This is a genomic window from Microbacterium pullorum (assembly GCF_014836535.1).
Taxonomy (GTDB): Bacteria; Actinomycetota; Actinomycetes; order Actinomycetales; family Microbacteriaceae; genus Microbacterium; species Microbacterium pullorum.
In genome coordinates this window covers 21,388-39,616 of record NZ_JACSQP010000011.1, presented here as the reverse complement: position 1 = coordinate 39,616, position 18,229 = coordinate 21,388, and the positions used below count along the sequence as shown (strand labels likewise).

General features: G+C 71.7%; 12 protein-coding genes. 9 read left to right on the top strand and 3 right to left on the bottom strand.

What is annotated here, in order from left to right; translation table 11 throughout:
• Positions 1-292 precede the first annotated feature (292 nt).
• From H9651_RS13630 to holA, 3 genes are read left to right on the top strand one after another with little or no spacing between them, the layout of a single operon-like run.
• Positions 293-910, top strand: a complete 618-nt coding sequence (locus H9651_RS13630; RefSeq protein ID WP_318244882.1) for a helix-hairpin-helix domain-containing protein — start codon at positions 293-295, stop codon at positions 908-910.
• Complete coding sequence (locus tag H9651_RS13625) at positions 907-3,282, top strand: ComEC/Rec2 family competence protein (protein WP_191719878.1); 2,376 nt, start codon at positions 907-909, stop codon at positions 3,280-3,282. Before H9651_RS13630 ends, H9651_RS13625 begins: the two co-directional genes overlap by 4 nt.
• Positions 3,283-3,291: 9 nt before the next feature.
• Positions 3,292-4,344: a DNA polymerase III subunit delta gene (gene holA, locus H9651_RS13620; protein WP_191719877.1), complete on the top strand. Its 1,053-nt coding sequence runs from the start codon at positions 3,292-3,294 to the stop codon at positions 4,342-4,344.
• 346 nt (positions 4,345-4,690) lie between these two features.
• On the opposite strand, the gene rpsT is transcribed toward holA, so the two are convergent.
• Positions 4,691-4,951 (bottom strand): 30S ribosomal protein S20, encoded by a 261-nt coding sequence (gene rpsT / locus H9651_RS13615; RefSeq protein ID WP_191719876.1) that lies wholly within the window; start codon positions 4,949-4,951, stop codon positions 4,691-4,693.
• Positions 4,952-5,191: 240 nt separating this feature from the next.
• Between rpsT and H9651_RS13610 the strand changes: the two genes are divergently transcribed.
• Positions 5,192-6,478 carry an MFS transporter gene (locus H9651_RS13610; protein WP_191719875.1) on the top strand — a complete coding sequence of 429 codons (1,287 nt, stop codon included), beginning with the start codon at positions 5,192-5,194 and terminating at the stop codon, positions 6,476-6,478.
• Here the strand turns inward: H9651_RS13610 and H9651_RS13605 are convergent.
• Together H9651_RS13605 and H9651_RS13600 are read right to left on the bottom strand one after the other, a co-directional pair.
• On the bottom strand, positions 6,441-7,175 hold the full coding sequence (locus tag H9651_RS13605) for an alpha/beta fold hydrolase (RefSeq protein ID WP_191719874.1): 735 nt from the start codon (positions 7,173-7,175) through the stop codon (positions 6,441-6,443). The genes H9651_RS13610 and H9651_RS13605 overlap by 38 nt on opposite strands.
• 71 nt (positions 7,176-7,246) lie before the next feature.
• The gene (locus H9651_RS13600; protein ID WP_318244881.1) at positions 7,247-11,986 is read right to left on the bottom strand and encodes an ExeM/NucH family extracellular endonuclease; all 4,740 of its coding nucleotides are present in this window, start codon (positions 11,984-11,986) and stop codon (positions 7,247-7,249) included.
• 223 nt (positions 11,987-12,209) lie between these two features.
• Between H9651_RS13600 and lepA the strand changes: the two genes are divergently transcribed.
• The 5 genes from lepA (at position 12,210) to dnaJ (ending at position 18,228) form a co-directional block, all read left to right on the top strand.
• The gene (gene lepA, locus H9651_RS13595; protein WP_191719873.1) at positions 12,210-14,060 is read left to right on the top strand and encodes a translation elongation factor 4; all 1,851 of its coding nucleotides are present in this window, start codon (positions 12,210-12,212) and stop codon (positions 14,058-14,060) included.
• A 42-nt stretch (positions 14,061-14,102) separates the two neighbouring features.
• Positions 14,103-14,753 (top strand): DUF1990 family protein, encoded by a 651-nt coding sequence (locus H9651_RS13590; RefSeq protein WP_191719872.1) that lies wholly within the window; start codon positions 14,103-14,105, stop codon positions 14,751-14,753.
• Positions 14,753-15,970, top strand: a complete 1,218-nt coding sequence (gene hemW, locus H9651_RS13585) for a radical SAM family heme chaperone HemW (protein ID WP_191719871.1) — start codon at positions 14,753-14,755, stop codon at positions 15,968-15,970. The genes H9651_RS13590 and hemW overlap by 1 nt, the downstream gene beginning before the upstream one ends.
• A 68-nt stretch (positions 15,971-16,038) precedes the next feature.
• Entirely contained in the window at positions 16,039-17,076 is a 1,038-nt protein-coding gene (hrcA, locus tag H9651_RS13580; protein WP_191719870.1) for a heat-inducible transcriptional repressor HrcA, read from the top strand.
• 39 nt (positions 17,077-17,115) lie between these two features.
• Positions 17,116-18,228: a molecular chaperone DnaJ gene (dnaJ, locus tag H9651_RS13575; RefSeq protein WP_191719869.1), complete on the top strand. Its 1,113-nt coding sequence runs from the start codon at positions 17,116-17,118 to the stop codon at positions 18,226-18,228.
• Position 18,229: the final 1 nt, after the last annotated feature.

Here is an 18,229-nt window from a genome sequence, read left to right as displayed (position 1 = left end):
GCCGGTGCGAGGCGGGGTCGCGGCTGGTGTGCCGCGGCCCCGTCGTCGTCCTGAGGGGTGCGTCGCGGCTTCCCTTCGCCGCTTCTTCGGAGATCTGCACGAGTTCGGAGCCGCCAGGCGGTTTCGATCCGAAGAAGCGGACATCTCCGAAGAAGCGGCGACGCGGACTCACGGCGGTGCGCCCCGGCAGGGCAGCCCGCCGTCGTCTCCACCGGGCTCTGTTCTCACGAACTCTCCACGGATGCCGCCAACCGGCATCCTGAGCCCGCCCCGCCCGGCCTAGCGTGGCCGCGTGACCGGCGAGCATCCTGCACCGCGCGCCCGTCGGCGCCTCGGCGTCGGCGCGGTGACGGTCGTCGTGATCGCCGCACTGGCGGTCACCGTCGCCGTCGGCATCCTGCGCACGACGACCGCCCCGGTCGAGACGATCACGATCAGCGAGACGGATGCCGCTCTTGCCGCATCCCCCGCCGCTGCCCCCGTCTACGTGCATGTCTCGGGTGCCGTGACGACTCCGGGGCTGTACCGTCTCGACGAAGGCGCCCGCGTCGTGGACGCGGTCTCGGCCGCGGGCGGGTTCGGGGACGCCGCCGATGAGGCGGCGGTCAATCTCGCGCGCGTCATCAGTGACGGTGAACAGTTGCATGTGCCCGTCATCGGCGAGGCACCGCCACCCGAGCTCGCCCCGGGCGCGGGAGGCCCCGGCACCGCACCCGGCGGCAAGGTCAACCTCAACTCCGCGGACATCGCGACCCTCGACACCCTGCCGCGCATCGGGCCGGCCATGGCGCAGCGCATCATCGACTGGCGCGATGAGAACGGCCGGTTCACGAGCGTGGACGATCTGCTGGCTGTGCCGGGCATCGGCGACAAGATGCTCGCGGCGCTCCGGGAACTGGTCACGGTGTGAACGCGCGGCGGGCGCGGCGGCGCGACCTGCGTCTGGTGCCGGTCGCGGCGGGGGCGTGGGCGGCGGCGCTGGTCGGTGCCCTGCTCGCCGATGCGCGCGCCGCTCCGGATGCCGCGTCGGTGGCGCTCGTCGCCTGGTCGGTCTGTCTCGGTGCGCTCGCCCTGGCGGCGACATCCCGACGCCACGCGCTGCGCACCACGGCCGCGGTGGCTGCGCTCACCTGCGCGGGGGCGGCCGCTGTGCTCTCGCACCTCGCGCTCGCCCAGCCCGGCCGCACGATCGATCACCTGTCGGTGACGGGCGGCCGCGCGCTGAGCGTGATGGCGACGGTGACCGGCAAGGTCGAACCATCCGCGCGCGGGTTGGGCTTCGACGCGATAGCCGACCGCGTGAGCGTCGGCACCGACGCCCACGCCGTGACACTGCCGGTGACCATACGGGTCTCGCCCGGCGATGTCCGCGGCCTCGAAGACCTCGCGCCGGGCGCGCGGGTGGAGGTGTTCGGCACCGCGTTCCGTGCCGACCCGGGGGAGCGGTCGGTGCTCGTCGTGCAGGCGACCACCGGCCTGAACGTGGTGACGCCGCCGACCGGGGTGCTGGCGACGGCAGCTCACCTGCGCGAACGATTCGTCGCGACCGCACACGATCTGCCACCGCCCGGTTCCGGACTCGTCCCAGGTCTGGCGGTGGGTGACACGGCGTCGGTGTCGACCGAGCTCGATGCCGCGATGAAGGCATCGTCGCTGTCACACCTGACCGCCGTGTCCGGCGCCAACTGCGCGCTCGTGGTCGGCATCGCGTTCGCGGCCGCTGCGGCCTGCGGTGCGCCACGCAGCATCCGTGTCATCATCGCGCTCGCGGCCCTCGGCGGTTTCGTGCTGCTGGTGACACCGGAACCGAGCGTCGCGAGGGCGGCGGTCATGGCGGCCGTCGCGATGCTCGGGGTGCTGCTCGGCCGCATCGGAGCGGGGTTGTCGTTGCTGTGTCTCGCGGTGGTCGTGCTGCTCGTGGGCGATCCATGGCTCGCGGGGGAGATCGGCTTCGCGCTCTCGGTCGCCGCCACGGCATCCCTCCTGCTGCTCGGCGGTCCGCTGGCCGAAGGGATCGCACGCTTCATGCCGCGCCCCCTCGCGCTCGCCCTCGCGGTGCCCCTGGCGGCGCAGCTCGCCTGCGGTCCGCTGCTGATCATCGTGGAGCCGTCGGTGCCGCTCTACGGCGTGGCCGCGAACCTGCTCGCGGCACCCGCTGCCCCGATCGCGACCATCGTCGGCCTCGCCGCGTGTCTCGCCGCTCCCATCCCGGTGCTGCAAGCGGGCCTCGCGGCGGTGGCCTGGCTCCCCGCGACGTGGATCGCGGGCACAGCGCACACGGTCGCGAGTCTGCCCGGGGCGAGCATGCCCTGGCTCGACAGCGGGTGGGGCGTCGCCGCGTTGGCCGGTGTCAGCGCGGCGATCAGCGTCGTCCTCATCGCACGCGGCAGCGCCCCCGCGGTGCGAGCGACCCGCGCGCTGGCGGCGGCAGGCCTGGCCGTACTCTTGGGGGTCGGGGCGGGCGGCGTCGCACTGTCCAGCGTGCTGGCGCCCGCGACCGTGCCGACGGCGTGGTCCGTCGCGGCGTGCGACGTCGGTCAGGGCGATGCCGTGCTCGTGCGCTCGGCCCGTGCCATCGCGCTGATCGACACGGGACCTGACCCGGAACCGTTGGTGGACTGCCTGCGCCGGTTCGGGGTCGACCGGATCGATCTGCTCGTGCTGACCCACTTCGACGCGGACCACGTCGGCGGGCTCGCGGCGGTGGCCGGTCGTGCGGATGTCGTCCTGCACGGACCGGCCCCGGATGCCGCGGCGCAGGTGGCCCTGCGGCGCTTCGCCGACGGCGGTGCGCAGCTGGTCGATGCCACCGTGGGTCTCCGAGGCGAGCTGGGGGATGCCCAGTGGCGGGTGCTCTGGCCGACCGCGCGCTCGGCGTTCCTTCCCGGCAACGACGCATCGGTCGTGATCGAGATGGTCGGGGGCGGCATGCCCTCGAGCCTGTTCCTCGGCGACCTGTCGGCTGCACCGCAGCGCGCCCTGCTGGCGTCGGGGGAGCTGCGCTCGAGCTATCAGCTGGTCAAGGTCGCCCATCATGGCAGTGCCGACCAGGCAGACGAACTGTACCGAGCGCTGCAGCCGGTCGTCGCCCTGGTGACGGTCGGTGTGGACAACGACTACGGGCATCCGCGTGCCGAGATCCTGCGCGTGCTGGCATCCGTCGGCGCCTCGACCGCCCGCACCGACCGCGACGGCGTCATCGTGGTCGCCGTGCAGCAAGGGAGCATCGCGGTGTGGCGCGAGCGCGCTCCGCCGGGCGGCGGTGTCGGCGGCCCGGGATAGGCTGGATGCATGGCACCTCCCGCGCGCAGACCCCCTGCACGCAAGCCCGCGGGAAAGGCGGCGGCGAGCAAGATCCGTCAGCTTTCGTGGCGCAATCCCGAACCCGCACCGATCGTGCTGGTGTCGGGCCCCGAAGAGGTCTGCGCCGAGCGGGCGATCGCCGGCCTCCGCGAGTATCTGCGCGCCGAGGATCCGAGCCTCGAGGTCACCGACATCCGCGCCGACGATTACACGGCCGGCACGCTGCTGGGCGTGACGTCGCCGTCGCTGTTCGGCGAGCCGCGTCTCGTGCGCGTGTCGGGGGTCGAGAAGTGCTCCGACACGTTCCTCGCCGAGGCGATCTCATACCTCGAGCATCCGCAGGAGGGTGCCACGGTCGTGCTGCGGCACACCGGGTCGAGCGTGAGAGGCAAGAAGCTGCTCGACGCGATCCGTGCGGGCACCGGCGGCGGCGTCGAGGTCGCATGCCCCGCCGTCAAGCGCGACAGCGACCGCTACGACTTCGCCGCGGGGGAGTTCGCCGCCGCACGTAAGCGCATCGCGGCGCCCGCCCTGCGTGCCCTCGTCTCGGCGTTCGCCGACGATCTCACCGAGCTCGCAGCTGCCTGCCAGCAGCTCATCGCCGACGTCCCCGACGACATCACCGAGGCCATCGTCACCAGGTACTACGGCGGCCGCGTGGAGACCTCCGCGTTCGCGGTGGCCGACACCGCCATCGCCGGCCGGTACGGCGAGGCGCTGCTGGCGCTGCGGCAGGCACTGGCATCCGGATCGGACCCCGTCCCCATGGTCGCCGCGATCGCGTCGAAGCTGCGCACGATGGCGCGGGTCGCAGGTCACCGCGAGTCGTCGTCGGCGCTGGCCGGGCGCCTGGGGCTCAAGGACTGGCAGATCGATCGTGCCCGCCGTGACCTGATGGGCTGGAACGAGACGTCGCTGGGTATGGCGATCCAGGCGGCGGCACGCGCGGATGCCGAGGTCAAGGGCGGCTCCCGCGATGCCGTGTTCGCCGTCGAGCGTCTCGTCACCGTGATCGCGACCCGGCAGCCCTTCGGCTCCTGACCCACCCGCCCGCCCGCGGGCCCGCGCGCCCCGCCCGCGCTCCCGCGCTCCCGCGCACCCCGCCCGCGCTCCCGCGCTCCCGCGCGCCCGCGCTCCCGCGCGCGCCGGAGCCGCTCGAGTGTCGCTTCCGCACAGTCCCGCGCGCTAACACCCACCACAAGCGACACCGGACGAGCCGCTGACCCGCCGGGCGCCGTCACGGGGGCCGTTCGGGTGGCCGTTACGCATAGTGCGGCGCGGGAACACCCGCCATCAGCGACACCGGAGCAGCCCTGGCTGCGGGGCGCGGCCCGGGAACGACGAAGGCCCGCCCCCGCGTGGGGACGGGCCTTCGGTACGGCTGCGCTCAGAGCGCGGCGACCTTCTTGGCGATGGCCGACTTGCGGTTCGCCGCCTGGTTCTCGTGGATGACGCCCTTGCTGACGGCCTTGTCGAGCTTCTTCGCCGCCTTGGCGAGAGCCTTCTCGGCTGCGGCCTTGTCGCCTGCGGCGATGGCCTCGCGGGTGCGACGCACCTCGGTCCTCAGCTCGCTCTTGACGGCCTTGTTGCGCTCGCGCGCCTTCTCGTTGGTCTTGTTGCGCTTGATCTGCGACTTGATGTTCGCCACGTTCGACGTATCTTTCGTTCGGAGTGATCGGTGGAATGTCGGGCACCAGTAGAGGGATGCCGCCCGACGGTCGTGTGAGAGTGGAAGCCCACACGCAAGTCAAGTAGCGAGTTTAGCAGGTCCGGGGCGTCAGCCCGTCACGCGCGACCCCTCGCGCGAGGGGCAGCCGGTGCGGCATGATCGGTCGCGCCGGCACCCGACCGGCTCGCCGCCCGGCCGAGAAGCCGGGGGAGGACTGGGATGACGCACCCCACCCCACCCCGCCCGCGCGTCGGCGCGGGCTGGTTCACCCTGTTCACGCTCGCCTGGCTCGCGCTGTGGGCGGTGCAGCTCGTACCGATCCAGCTGCTGCTCCCGTTGCAGCTGGACACACCTGACGACGCCGACGGCTGGATCTCAGGCGTGATCTGGTCGGGGATCGTGCTCGCCGCCGGGGGAGTCGCCGCGATCGTGGTCGGTCCCATCGCGGGCGCCCTGTCGGATCGCACGCGCTCGCGTCTCGGCCGCCGACGCCCCTGGGCGCTGGGTGGCAGCTGGCTGGCCGCCGCAGCGCTCGTCGCGACCGCGTTCGCCGAGGGGCCCTGGCTCATCGGCGCGGCGTGGATCGGGGTGTCCGTCGGCTTCGCCGCGGCATCCGCCGCGTTCACGGCCCTCATCGCCGACCAGCTCACCACCCAGCGCGGCGCCGCATCGGGCGCCGTCGGTTCCGCGCAGGCGCTCGGGCTGGTCGTCGGGGTGGGCGTGATCGCACTGCTGCAACTCGACATCGTCACGGGCTATCTGCTGCTGGCCGCCCTGATGGCGGTCGTCGGCACGGCGGCGGCGCTGCTGCTGCCCGACCCCGTGGTCGACGTCCCGCCGGCACGCGGTCACCGCGCCCACCGCCCGGACACCGACACGGCGACCCCCGCCCACCCCGACAGCACCCGCACCCACCGCTTCGCGGCCCTCCGCGACCCCGACTTCCTCTGGGTCGTGTCGGGACGCCTCGTCGTGAACGTCGGAAACGGGCTCGGCACCGCGCTGCTGCTGTTCTTCCTGCTCTACGGCCTCCGTCGCCCCGCCGCCGGGGCCGAAGACGACCTGCTGCTGCTGATCCTCGTGTACACGGTGTTCGTGGTCCTCGCCTCGGTCGCCGGCGGCTGGGTGTCGGACCGCACCCAGCGGCGCACGGGCATCGTGGTGGCCTCCGCACTCATCCAGGCGGTCGCAGCCGTGCTGCTGGCGGTGGCGCCCGCCTACGGGACCACCTTCATCGCCGGGGCGCTGCTGGGCGTCGGCTACGGCGCCTTCACGTCGGTCGGCCTGGCGCTGGCGACCGATCTCCTGCCCAGCGACGCCGACCACGCGCGAGACCTCGGCATCGTCAACGTCGCGGCGAACCTCGGACAGCTGCTGGGCCCGCTCATCGGCGCGTTGCTGGTCGCCGCCGTCGGCGGGTTCTGGCTGCTGTTCGCCGCGGCCGCGGCATGCTCGGTCGCGGGCGCGCTCATGACGGCGCGGGTGCGTCCCGCTCGATCGTCGTGATCGCCAGGTGCAGCACCGCATTGAAGACGTCGGGGCGCATCGCGGTGACGAGGTGCGTGGTGCGCGGCACGACGATGAGCTCGGCCCCCGGCACGAGACCCACGAACAGCCGCTCGTTGAGGCGCAGCTGGTCGAACTGACCGTTGACGAACCAGGTGGGCACCTCGATGCGCCCGAGCGCCGTGAGCAGGTCGAGAACCGACAGGCTCCGCAACGCCACGTCCTGCGCGTCGAAGGCGTAGCCGCCGGCGCCGAAATCGGCGCGTGTCTGCTCCGGCAGGGTGCGCGCGAGCATCTGCTGCGTGAACCACATGCCCCGCCCGGGCAGTGCATCGAATCCCCGCGCGATGAGCCGGTAAGCGGCAAGGCCCACGCCGCGCGGGATCGCGGTGCACGATGCCCCGATGAGACCGGCCAGCGGCGGGCGCTGCTCACGCCCCGCGTACTCCGTCGTCAGCAGGCCGCCCATCGAGTGACCGACCAGCAGCACGGGCCCGCGGGTCGCGGCATCCCGCACCGCCTGATCGATCGTCGCGAACGCACCGTCGAGGGTGAACGTCTCGGACATGCGCGTGCCGTGACCGGGAAGGTCGAGCGCATTCGCGGTCACGCCGTGCTCGGCGAGGTGAGCGACCTGCGCGCGCCACATGCTCGCCGACGTGCGGATCCCATGCACCAGCACGACCTGCACCGTCATGCCCTCAGCCTACGAGGCGACCGGCGGCGAGGGGGAGTGCTCCCCACCCGCCGCCGGTCGGCACGATCCGATCAGCCGATGGCGCGCACCGTCACGGTGCGGCTCGACGAGCCCGCCACGGTGCCGGGATCGGCCGGCACGAACACCGCCGTGTAGGTGTGGATGCCGCGGCTGAGCGTCCCGAGTCGCAGCGACGCGAGGCCGTTGCGCACGGTGGCGGTCCCGACGACCGCGCCGTCGGCGCCGCCCTCGCGGAACTCCACGACACCAGCCGGGCGCGCACCGCTCTGCTGCACGTACGCGACGAGCGTCGTCGGCAGGAAACGGTTGACGTGCACCGGCAGGAGAGGCACGAGACGGGTCGACGTCTCGGCCAGCACGACCGGCTCCGCCACCTCGATCGGCACGGTCACGACGGTGCCCGAGGGCTGTGCGGTGAGCGTCAGCGCCGCGGCGCCGGCGGGCACGTCCGCCGGCAGGGTCACGGCGACCGTCGCCGCACCGCCCGTGACCGGGACCTCGCCGAGCACGGTGTCGCCCAGCGCCACCGAGAGCACGGTGTTCTCGGGCGCCCCGCGGCTGGTGAGGTTGAGGCCGGCCACCGCGAACTGCACGCTCGCCCCCGGCTCCACGAGCTCGGGAACACCGCTCACCTGCACCGCGTGACGCGCGAACGACGGCGCCAGCGGCGACGAGTCGGCGATGTAGTCGATCCACGCCTCGTAGTCCAGGAGCCCGGTGTCGACGTAGTCCGCACCCTCGGTGAAGACGCGGAAGTTGTCGCCGCCCGACGCCAGGAACGAGAACGTCCCGATGCGGTACTCACCCGCGGGGTCCAGCGGCTGACCGTCGATCGTCACCGAGGTGATGCGCTCGCCCGCAGGCAGCGCGGGATCGAACGTGTACGTGACGTTGTCCGAGAGTCCCAGCTGCAGGTACGGGCGCTGCGGCACCGTGCCGTCGGCGTTCGTCTGCCACTGCTGTTCGAGCATCGTCATGAACTGCTCGCCCGTCAGCGTCACGAGACCCAGCGTGTTGTTGAACGGCAGCACCGCGTTGGCCTGCGAGAACGACACCGTGCCGTCGGGAAGCCCCGGCACGGCCTGTGCGCCGAACTCCGCCTGCGTGTCCCAGAGCTCGGCACGCAGGCCGCCGGGGTTGGTGACGCCGATCGTGGCGCCGTTGGGAAGCTCGGCGAGCGAGTCGCGCAGCATGTTCGCCACGGTGTTGCCGAGTGCCGATTCGGATGCCCTGTCGTCGCGGGTGCCGCCGGTCCAGACGCCGTCGACGAACGATCCGCCCGCGTGCGCGGTGGTGATGTCGGCCGCGACCTCGCCGACACCGGTGTTGCCGATCTCGGCCGCGGCGGCCAGCGCCGCCTTCGTGATGCGGTCGACCTCGGCCACACGGGGGTACTGCGCGATGAGGTCCACGTCGGCCGTCGTGGTGCGGGCGACGTTGCGCTCGGTGTGGGCCGACACCTCGCCCGTGCTCGGGTCGACGGTGAGGGTGATCTCGCCGACGCGCGCGCCGTAGGAGCCCGTCTGTACGACGGGACGGGTGCGGTCGGTACCGGGCACCGGCGCCGACCACGCATATTCCTTGTGGGTGTGGCCGGTGAAGATCGCGTCGACCTCGGCGGCGGTGTCGTTCACGAGGGCCGCGAACGGTCCGCCGGCGGCGAGCTCCTCCTCGAGCGTGGCACCGTCGGGCGTGCCCGCTCCGGCGCCTTCGTGGTAGAGCGCCACGAGCACGTCGGCCTCGCCGTTGGCAGCGTCACCGTCGCTCAGCTGGGCCGCGACACGGTTGACCGCCTCGACGGGGTCCCCGAACTCGAGGTCGGTGATGCCGCCGGGGGAGACCAGCGACGGGGTCTCCTCGGTGACGGCGCCGATGACGCCCACCGTGAGGCCGTCGGCCTCGTGCAGCGCGTACTCCGGCAGAGCCGGGGTCTCGGTGCCGGCGAGGTAGACGTTCGCACCGAGCTGCGGTGCGTCGAACGCATCCTGCACCCGCCCCTCGAGGTCGGCCCAGCCACGGTCGAACTCGTGGTTGCCGACCGCACTGGAGCGCAGGTCAAGTGCGTTGAGCACGTCGATCGTGGGCTGGTCCTGCGCGACGGAGGACGCGAACAGCGACGCACCGATGTTGTCTCCGGCCGAGAGGAAGAGCACGGGTCCGGATGCCGCGTCGCGCAGCTGCTCGACGGTGCCGGCGAACTTCACCGTGTTGGCGTCGATGCGGCCGTGGAAGTCGTTGATGCCGAGCAGAGTCAGCGCCACGGGGGCGGCATCGGCGGTGAGCCCGACCTTGATCGGGTCGTGGTCGCTCGAGCGGTAGACGTCGTCGGCGTAGAACTCGGTGCCGTGCGAGCGGAACCGGCTGTACTCGAGGGCGAGCGCCTCGCCGGAGTTGATGTTCCAGATGTCGGCACCGGTCGCACGGGCGCGCGCCTGGCCGTTCAACAGCACGTGATCGAGCGAGCCCGACAGACCCGAGAAGCTGTACGAACGCGTGTCCACGTCGAACGCCTTCTCGGCGCTGACATAACCGGCGTCGTAGAGCACCTGCAGCGGGTCCTCCTGGCCGTAGGAGTTGAAGTCGCCGACGAGCGCGACGGCGTCGACGTCGCCCTGGATCTCGGTGATCCAGTCACGTAGCGCCGTGGCCTGACGCACGCGCGACTCGTTGGACGAACCCTGCCCGTCACCCGTGTCGGCGTCGCCGGGCCACGGGCCTGCCGATCCCTTCGACTTGAAGTGGTTGACCGCCACGAGCACGGGCTCGCCGCCGCCGGTCGGCTCGAACACCTGCGCGATGGGCTCGCGGGCGTTGCCGAAGGCCTGGTCGTCACCGCTCTGGTCGCCGAGGGCGCGGGCGGCGCCCACGGGGGAGACGGCGGCGGGCTGGTAGATGATCGCGTTGGTGATGACGTCCTGGCCCGCGGGGTCGGGCAGATCAGCCGACGAGGCGATGTAGTCCCAGGTGTCGCTGCCGGCCGCCACGTTCAGCGCCGCGACGAGCGTCGCGGTCGCTTCGTCGGTCTGCTCACCCAACGCAGCGGAGTTCTCGATCTCCATGAGGCCCACCACGTCCGCGTCGAGCTGCTCGATCGCGGCGACGATCTTCGCCTGCTGGCGCGCGAGGTCATCGGCATCCCAGGCGCCGCGCTGGTCGCAGCCCTCGCGTACGGTCACACCGTCGCCGAAGCGGTCGGTGTACGCCACGCAGGACGGGGTGTCGGCGCCGAGGGTGGTGAAGTAGTTGAGCACGTTGAACGACGCGATCGACACGTCGCCGCCCACGTCCTCCGGTGCCGCGGTGCGCGGGTTCGAGAAGGTCACGGTGTCGTCGCCCGAACCATCGCCGATGAGCGGTGTCGTGGGGTTCAGCTTCCAGGATCCGTTGCGGAAGTCGACGATGAGCGGCGCGGCGAAGGCGGCCGTGCCACCCACCACGACCGGCTCGACGAGCGAGACGTAAGCCGGGGTCAGCGCACTGTTGGCGGCGTTCAGGAAGTTGGTGCTCGCACCGTCGTCGAGGGTGACCGCGCGCGCGGCGTTGTCGGCGGCCACCGCGGCCGCCTCGGCGGAGCCGGGCCGGGCGATGTCGGTCGGCTGGCGCAGCGGCTCGTCGCCGGCGGCGAGACCCACCTCGCCGTACTGGCCCGTGGTGTAGGTGTTGGTGACCGTGAAGGTGCCCTGCGGGGCGATCAGCATGGATTCCAGTGCCTCGCGCTGCGCTGCGTCGGTCGGCCAGCCGAGGGTGGCCGGCGCGGGAGCGGCGGCGGGCTCGAGTGCGGTCGCCGCACCCGGTGCCACCTCGATCTGGGTGAGCCCCTGGTACTCGCCGACCACACCGGTGACCTGCACCGTGTCACCGAGGGCGACTTCTCCCGCGGCCTGCGGCGCGCGGACGAAGACGGCGTCGGATGCCACATGGGTCGACAGATCCAGCGCGCCACCGGTGCCGGGGGTCTGGATGACGTAGCCGCCGAAGCCGCCGGTCGGGTAGTGCGCGGTCACGACGCCGCTGGTGGTGACGGTGCGGCCCGCGTACGGCGAGGCGTCGGTCGTTCCCTGCAGGTCGCGGATCGCGACGGCCTCCGGCTCGGGCTCCGGGTCTGGATCGGGATCGGGATCGGGATCGGTGCCGCCGAGGCCGACTGGGGTCGGGGCCGCGAGCGCGAAGTCCGCGGCGTTGTCGGCGGTGTTGCCGAACTCCGCGTCGCGGCTGATGCTCTGCGGATTGGTCGTCGCCGGTGCCGGCGCAGTGCCGGCGAAGTGGTTCGCGGCGCCCCACCCGACGAAGTCGACGACCTCGGGGAGGTCGACGAGGCCGGCGGAGCCCGTGAGCGGCGTCTGCGTCGACACGAGTGCGACCTTGCCCTGGCTGCCGCTGAGGGCGAGCCCGCCGTCGACGTCGGGCGTGATCGCGGGCTGGGTGGCGTCCGCTCCCGCCGCGGCACCGATGAGCAACTGCGCTCCGGCAGGCAGGGTCATGCCCGTGAGCGGCGTCAGCTGCCAGTTGCCGCCGGTGGCGGAGGCGTACTGCACGCTGTAGCCGGAGAGGTCCACGGCGGCATCCGACACGTTCGCCAGCTCGATGAAGTCGCGGTTAACCGCGCCGCCCGCATTGCCGCCGCCGCCGTACACCTCCGAGATCACGACCGGCGCCTCGGCGGAGACGGCCGCCGAGGCGACGGTCGGCACGAGGGCGAGGCTCGCGGCGGTGGTGGCGAAGGCCGCGAGGGCGGCGACGGATCGGCGCGCGAGGCGGCGCGCGGGCACGGTGGCGGTGCGTTGGGTCACGGTCATCTCCGAGCGGCTCGGGCGCGGGGGATACGCGCAGACACCGTCCGCCGTATTGAGCATTCGGTGCGAGGTGCACCGGGGGCAAGGGTCAGATTGGTTAACTTCTTCTCACGAATCGATGTCCTGCGTGTCAACGGACGGGTGCGGTCCGCTGCGCACTGGCACGCCGCAGACGGCGCACGACAGCCGTTCAGTCGCGCGCCGGTAGACTCGACGCGACATGTCACCCCGTGCCCTGAAGCCTCTCGCTCCCGCCGCTACGCCGCCCGAGCAGATCCGCAATTTCTGCATCATCGCCCACATCGACCACGGCAAGTCCACCCTGGCCGACCGCATGCTGCAGATCACCGGCGTCGTCTCAGACCGAGACATGCGCGCCCAGTACCTCGACCGCATGGACATCGAGCGCGAGCGCGGCATCACGATCAAGTCGCAGGCGGTGCGGATGCCGTGGGCCGGCGGCGACCAGACCTACGCGCTCAACATGATCGACACGCCCGGTCACGTCGACTTCACGTACGAGGTGAGCCGGTCGCTCGCCGCGTGCGAGGGAGCCATTCTGCTCGTCGACGCGGCCCAGGGCATCGAGGCGCAGACGCTCGCGAACCTGTACCTCGCGCTCGAGAACGACCTGCACATCATCCCGGTGCTCAACAAGATCGATCTGCCCGCCGCCGACCCTGACAAGTTCGCCGCGGAACTGGCCGGCCTCATCGGCGGCAGCCCCGACGACGTGCTGCGCGTCAGCGGCAAGACCGGTGTGGGCGTGGAGGAGCTGCTCGATCGCATCGTGCGCGACATCCCGGCGCCGGTGGGCGATCCCGACGCGCCGGCTCGCGCGATGATCTTCGACTCCGTCTACGACTCCTACCGTGGCGTGGTGACCTACGTGCGCATGGTCGATGGCAACCTCGAGCCGCGCGAGCGCATCCAGATGATGTCGACGCGCGCGATCCACGAGCTGCTCGAGATCGGTGTCTCCAGCCCCGAGCCGGTACCCACCAAGGGACTCGGCGTCGGCGAGGTGGGCTACCTCATCACCGGCGTGAAGGACGTGCGCCTGTCGAAGGTCGGCGACACGGTCACGACCGCGCGCAAGCCCGCGACCGACGCGCTGCCGGGCTATACCGACCCGAAGCCCATGGTCTTCTCCGGCATCTACCCGATCGACGGCAGCGACTACGGCGAACTGCGCGAGGCGCTCGACAAGCTCAAGCTCTCGGATGCCTCGCTGCAGTACGAGCCCGAGACCTCCGTCGCCCTCGGCTTCGGCTTCCGCGCCGGGTTCCTGGGGCTGCTGCACCTCGAGATCATCACCGAGCGCCTCTCTCGCGAGTTCGGGCTGGATCTCATCACCACCGCGCCGTCGGTGACGTACGAGGTCACCACCGACACCGGCGAGACGGTGACCGTCACGAACCCCAGCGAGTACCCCGACGGCCGCGTGGCGGAGGTGTCGGAGCCGGTCGTGAAGGTCGGCATCCTGCTGCCGAAGGAATACGTCGGCACCGTCATGGAGCTCTGCCAGGGCCGCCGCGGCACGCTGCTGGGCATGGACTACCTGAGCGAGGACCGCGTCGAGCTGCGTTACAACATGCCGCTCGGTGAGATCGTCTTCGACTTCTTCGACCACCTCAAGAGCCGCACGCAGGGCTATGCGAGCCTGGACTACGAGCCGGCCGGCTCGCAGACCGCCGACCTCGTCAAGGTCGACATCCTGCTGCAGGGCGAGGCCGTCGATGCGTTCAGCTCGATCGTGCACCGCGACAAGGCCTACGCCTACGGCGTGATGATGACCGAGCGCCTGCGCAAACTCATCCCGCGCCAGCAGTTCGAGGTGCCCATCCAGGCCGCGATCGGTGCCCGCATCATCGCGCGCGAGAACATCCGCGCGATCCGCAAGGACGTGCTCGCCAAGTGCTACGGCGGCGACATCACCCGCAAGCGCAAGCTGCTGGAGAAGCAGAAGGAGGGCAAGAAGCGCATGAAGATGGTCGGTCGCGTCGAAGTCCCCCAGGAGGCGTTCATCGCCGCGCTGTCGGGCGATGTCGAGGGCAAGGAGAAGAAGTAACTGCACTCCGTCAACGAACAGCCAGGAAGTAGGCTGGATGCCATGCGCCGCGGGACCTTCAGAGACGAGACGGTCGACTACGCCGCCGTCGGGGCGACGCAGGCCTCCGATCTGTTGCAGTACCCGCCCGAGCGCAGCATCCCCGCGGCAGAGGCGTGGCGCATCGGCAGCGGCGAGAGTCGTTTCCGCACCGCCGGCGACGCACTGCTGTCGTGGGGGGCGCTGCGCGGGGCAGGGCTCGCGCTGAGCGATGTGCGCCCGGCATCCGGTCCCATGTACTCGGGCGTCGCGTTCGACGCCGAGGGCAACGCCGTCACGCCCAGCCGCCACGAGACCGAGCAGCGCTACGACGCCGACGGCACCCCGTACGTCGGCGCCGGCACCACCGTGCACGTGCACGGGCGCGTCAAGGGACAGCGGGCGGATGCCGAGCTGCGCGTGATCTTCTGCATCGAGGAGGCGCGTCGCATCGGCTACGCGCTCGGGACCGTGGGGGGCTCCGTCGTCAGCGGCGAGGAGTCGTTCATGATCGAGTGGCGCGACAACGACGAGGTGTGGTTCACGGTGCGGGCGTTCGATGCGCCCACCTCGCCGCTGTACCGCCTGCTGCCGCCGCTCGTGCGCCGCCGCCGGCGCGAGCTCTTCCGCGGCTACCTGCGCGCCATCTCGCCGCTGTACACGACCGCTCCCTGATGGTCTCCGCCCTCCCCATCGGTGACCCCGCACCGACAGACGGCAGTCTGCCCGCGGCTCTGACGATCGACCCCGCGGTCGACTTCGGCGTGTATCTGCACGTGCCGTTCTGCCGGGTGCGCTGCGGCTACTGCGATTTCAACACCTACACCTCGAGCGAGCTGCAGGGGGCCCGTCAGGACCAGTACGCCGACACGCTGCTGCACGAGGTCGCGCTCTCCCGCCGCGTGCTCGCCGACGCCGGCGCGCTCCGCCCCGCCACGACGGTGTTCTTCGGCGGCGGCACGCCCACCCTGCTGCCCGCGGGCGACCTCGGCCGCATGCTCGCCGGCGTGCAGAGCACCTTCGGCCTGGTCCCCGGCGCCGAGGTGACGGTCGAGGCCAACCCCGACACCGTCACCGACGCGGTCGCCGCCGAGCTCGCCGCCTCCGGCGTCACGCGCCTGTCGATCGGCATGCAGTCCGCCGTCCCGCGCGTGCTGGCAGCCCTCGACCGCACGCACGACCCCGACAACGTCGCCACGGCCGTCGCGGCCGCCCGCCGAGCCGGACTCGATGTGAGCGTCGATCTGATCTACGGCGCACCGGGGGAAACCCTGGACGACTGGCGGCGGTCACTGCAGACCGCGGTCGCGCTGGAGCCGGACCACATCTCGGCCTACGCCCTCATCATCGAAGAGGGCACGAAGCTGCACCGCCAGATCCGGCGCGGCGAGGTCCCCGCACCCGACGACGACCTGCAGGCCGACATGTACGAGCTGGCCGACGGCACGCTCGCCGCCGCCGGGTTCGACTGGTACGAAGTGTCGAACTGGGCACGGGGTGATCACCATCGTTCCCGGCACAACCTCGCCTATTGGCGCGGCACCGATTGGTGGGGTTTCGGCCCCGGCGCCCACAGCCACGTCGCGGGCCTGCGCTGGTGGAACGTCAAGCATCCCGCCGCGTACGCGCAGCGCGTGGGCTCGGGTCAGTCGCCCGCCGCCGGGCGCGAGCGCCCGGATGCCGCATCGCGGGAGCTCGAAGACGTGCTGCTGCGCTCGCGCATCCGCGACGGCATCGAGATCGCGCGGCTGTCCGCCGACGGACGCACCGCGGTGGCCGGTCTCATCGCCGACGGCCTCATCGAGGGCGCCGATGCCCTGCGCGGCCGTATCGTGCTGACCTTGCGCGGACGCCTGTTGGCCGACGCCGTGGTCCGTGCCCTCACCGCGTGACGCGCCGGTCGGCCGTCCGCGATAGAATTGGCACTCATCCATGACGAGTGCCAACAGAGGGGAGTGACATGGTCAGCGAACGCGGATTGCAGGTACTGCGAGCCATCGTGCAGGACTACGTCGACACCCACGAGCCCGTCGGCAGCAAGGCCATCGTCGAACGGCACGCCTTCGGGGTGTCGGCAGCGACGATCCGCAACGACATGGCGTTGCTCGAGGATGAAGAGCTCATCGTCGCCCCGCACACCTCATCGGGTCGCGTTCCCACCGACAAGGGCTACCGCGTCTTCGTCGATCACCTCGCGCAGCTGCGCCCCCTCACTCCCGCCCAGCGAGCCGCCATCGGCTCGTTCCTCGACGGCTCGGGCGACCTCGATGATCTGCTCTCCCGCACGGTGCGCGCGCTCACCCGGCTCACCGGCCAGGTCGCGATCGTGCAGTACCCCTCGTTCTCGCGCGCCAACGTCACCCACGTCGAACTCGTCGATCTCGGCTCCGGCCGCATCATCGTCATCGTCGTGACCGACATCGGCCGCGTCTCCCAGCGCATCGCGACGGTGCCTCCCGACCTGGGCGACGAGGGCATGAGCCGCGTGCGCGCGCGCCTGGCGAGCATGCTCACCGGCAACAGCGTGCAGGTCGGCTCGCAGGCGATCGCCGATCTGCTGGCCTCTCCCGCACAGCCGGGCAGCTTCGACGCCGCTGTGCGGTCAATCGCCGCCGTCGTCGCCGAAGAATTGGAGGAGTTCCGCCAGGACCGCATGGTCCTCGCCGGCAGCGCCACCCTCGCGCGGCGCGAACAGGACTTCCGCGGCAGCATCTATCCGCTGCTGGAAGCGATCGAGGAGCAGGTGACGCTGCTGCGGCTCATGACCGAGATGGTCGCCGACGACCAGGGTCTGGCGGCGAGCATCGGGCGCGAGAACGAGCCGTTCGGGCTCGCCGAGGCATCCGTCATCACCGGCGAGTACGACGCGACCGGGTCCCGCGCCCGGGTCGGGCTGCTGGGCCCCACCCGCATGGACTACCCCACGAACCTGGCGGCGGTCCGCGCCGTCGCCCACTACCTCAGTCGGCTGCTCGAAGAAGACGAGCGCGCCCGCTGACCGATCCGACGCCGCCACCGCGCGGCACGAAAGGCGAATGTGGCTGACCACTACGACGTCCTCGGGGTGTCGCGCGATGCGACGGCCGAGGAGATCAAGAAGGCGTACCGGCGTTTGGCGCGTCAACTGCACCCCGACGTCAACCCCGGCGAAGAGGCATCCGAGCGGTTCAAGCTCGTCACGCACGCCTATGACGTGCTGAGCGACCCCGACCAGCGTGCCCGCTACGACATGGGCGGCGACAGCGCGTTCGGCGCCGGCGCCGGCAACTTCGGCAACTTCGGCGATATCTTCGAGACCTTCTTCGGTGCCGCCGGCGGCGGCACGCGCGGCGGCCGGCCGCGATCGCGCCGTGAGCGCGGCCAGGACGCCCTCGTCCGCGTGACCCTCGAGCTCGGCGACGTCGTCTTCGGCGTGCACCGCGACATCGAGGTCGACACCGCCGTGCTCTGCGAGACGTGCGACGGCTCGTGCTGCCAGCCGGGCACCCAGCCCGCCACGTGCGACATCTGTCACGGCACCGGGCACGTGCAGCGCACGGTGCGCAGCCTCTTGGGCAACGTCGTCACCTCCCAGCCGTGCAACGTGTGCCAGGGCTACGGCACGACCATCCCGTTCCCCTGCTCCACGTGCCAGGGTCAGGGCCGCGTGCGCGCCCGCCGCACCGTCTCCCTCGACATCCCCGCCGGTGTCGAGACGGGCCTGCGCCTGCAGCTGCCCGGTTCGGGCGAGGTCGGCCCCGCCGGCGGCCCCAACGGCGACCTCTACATCGAGGTCACCGTCGCCTCGCACGAGGTCTTCAGCCGCGACGGCGACGACCTGCTGGCGACCCTGGAGGTCTCGATGCCCGACGCCATCCTCGGCACGTCGACGACCATTGAGTCCCTCGACGGCCCCGTCGACCTCGACGTGCGCGCGGGCGTCCAGTCCGGCGATGTGCTGACGATCAAGGGCCGGGGCATCACACCGCTGCGCGGTTCGCAGCGCGGTGATCTGCGGGTGGGTGTGCAGGTGGTGACGCCGACGCGCCTCGACGCGAAGGAACGGGCGCTCATCGAGGACTTCGCCAAGAAGACCAAGGCCCCCGGTCCCCAGCTGGCCCAGTTCCACCAGGGCCTGTTCTCCAAGCTCCGCGACCGCTTCCGCGGCTGAG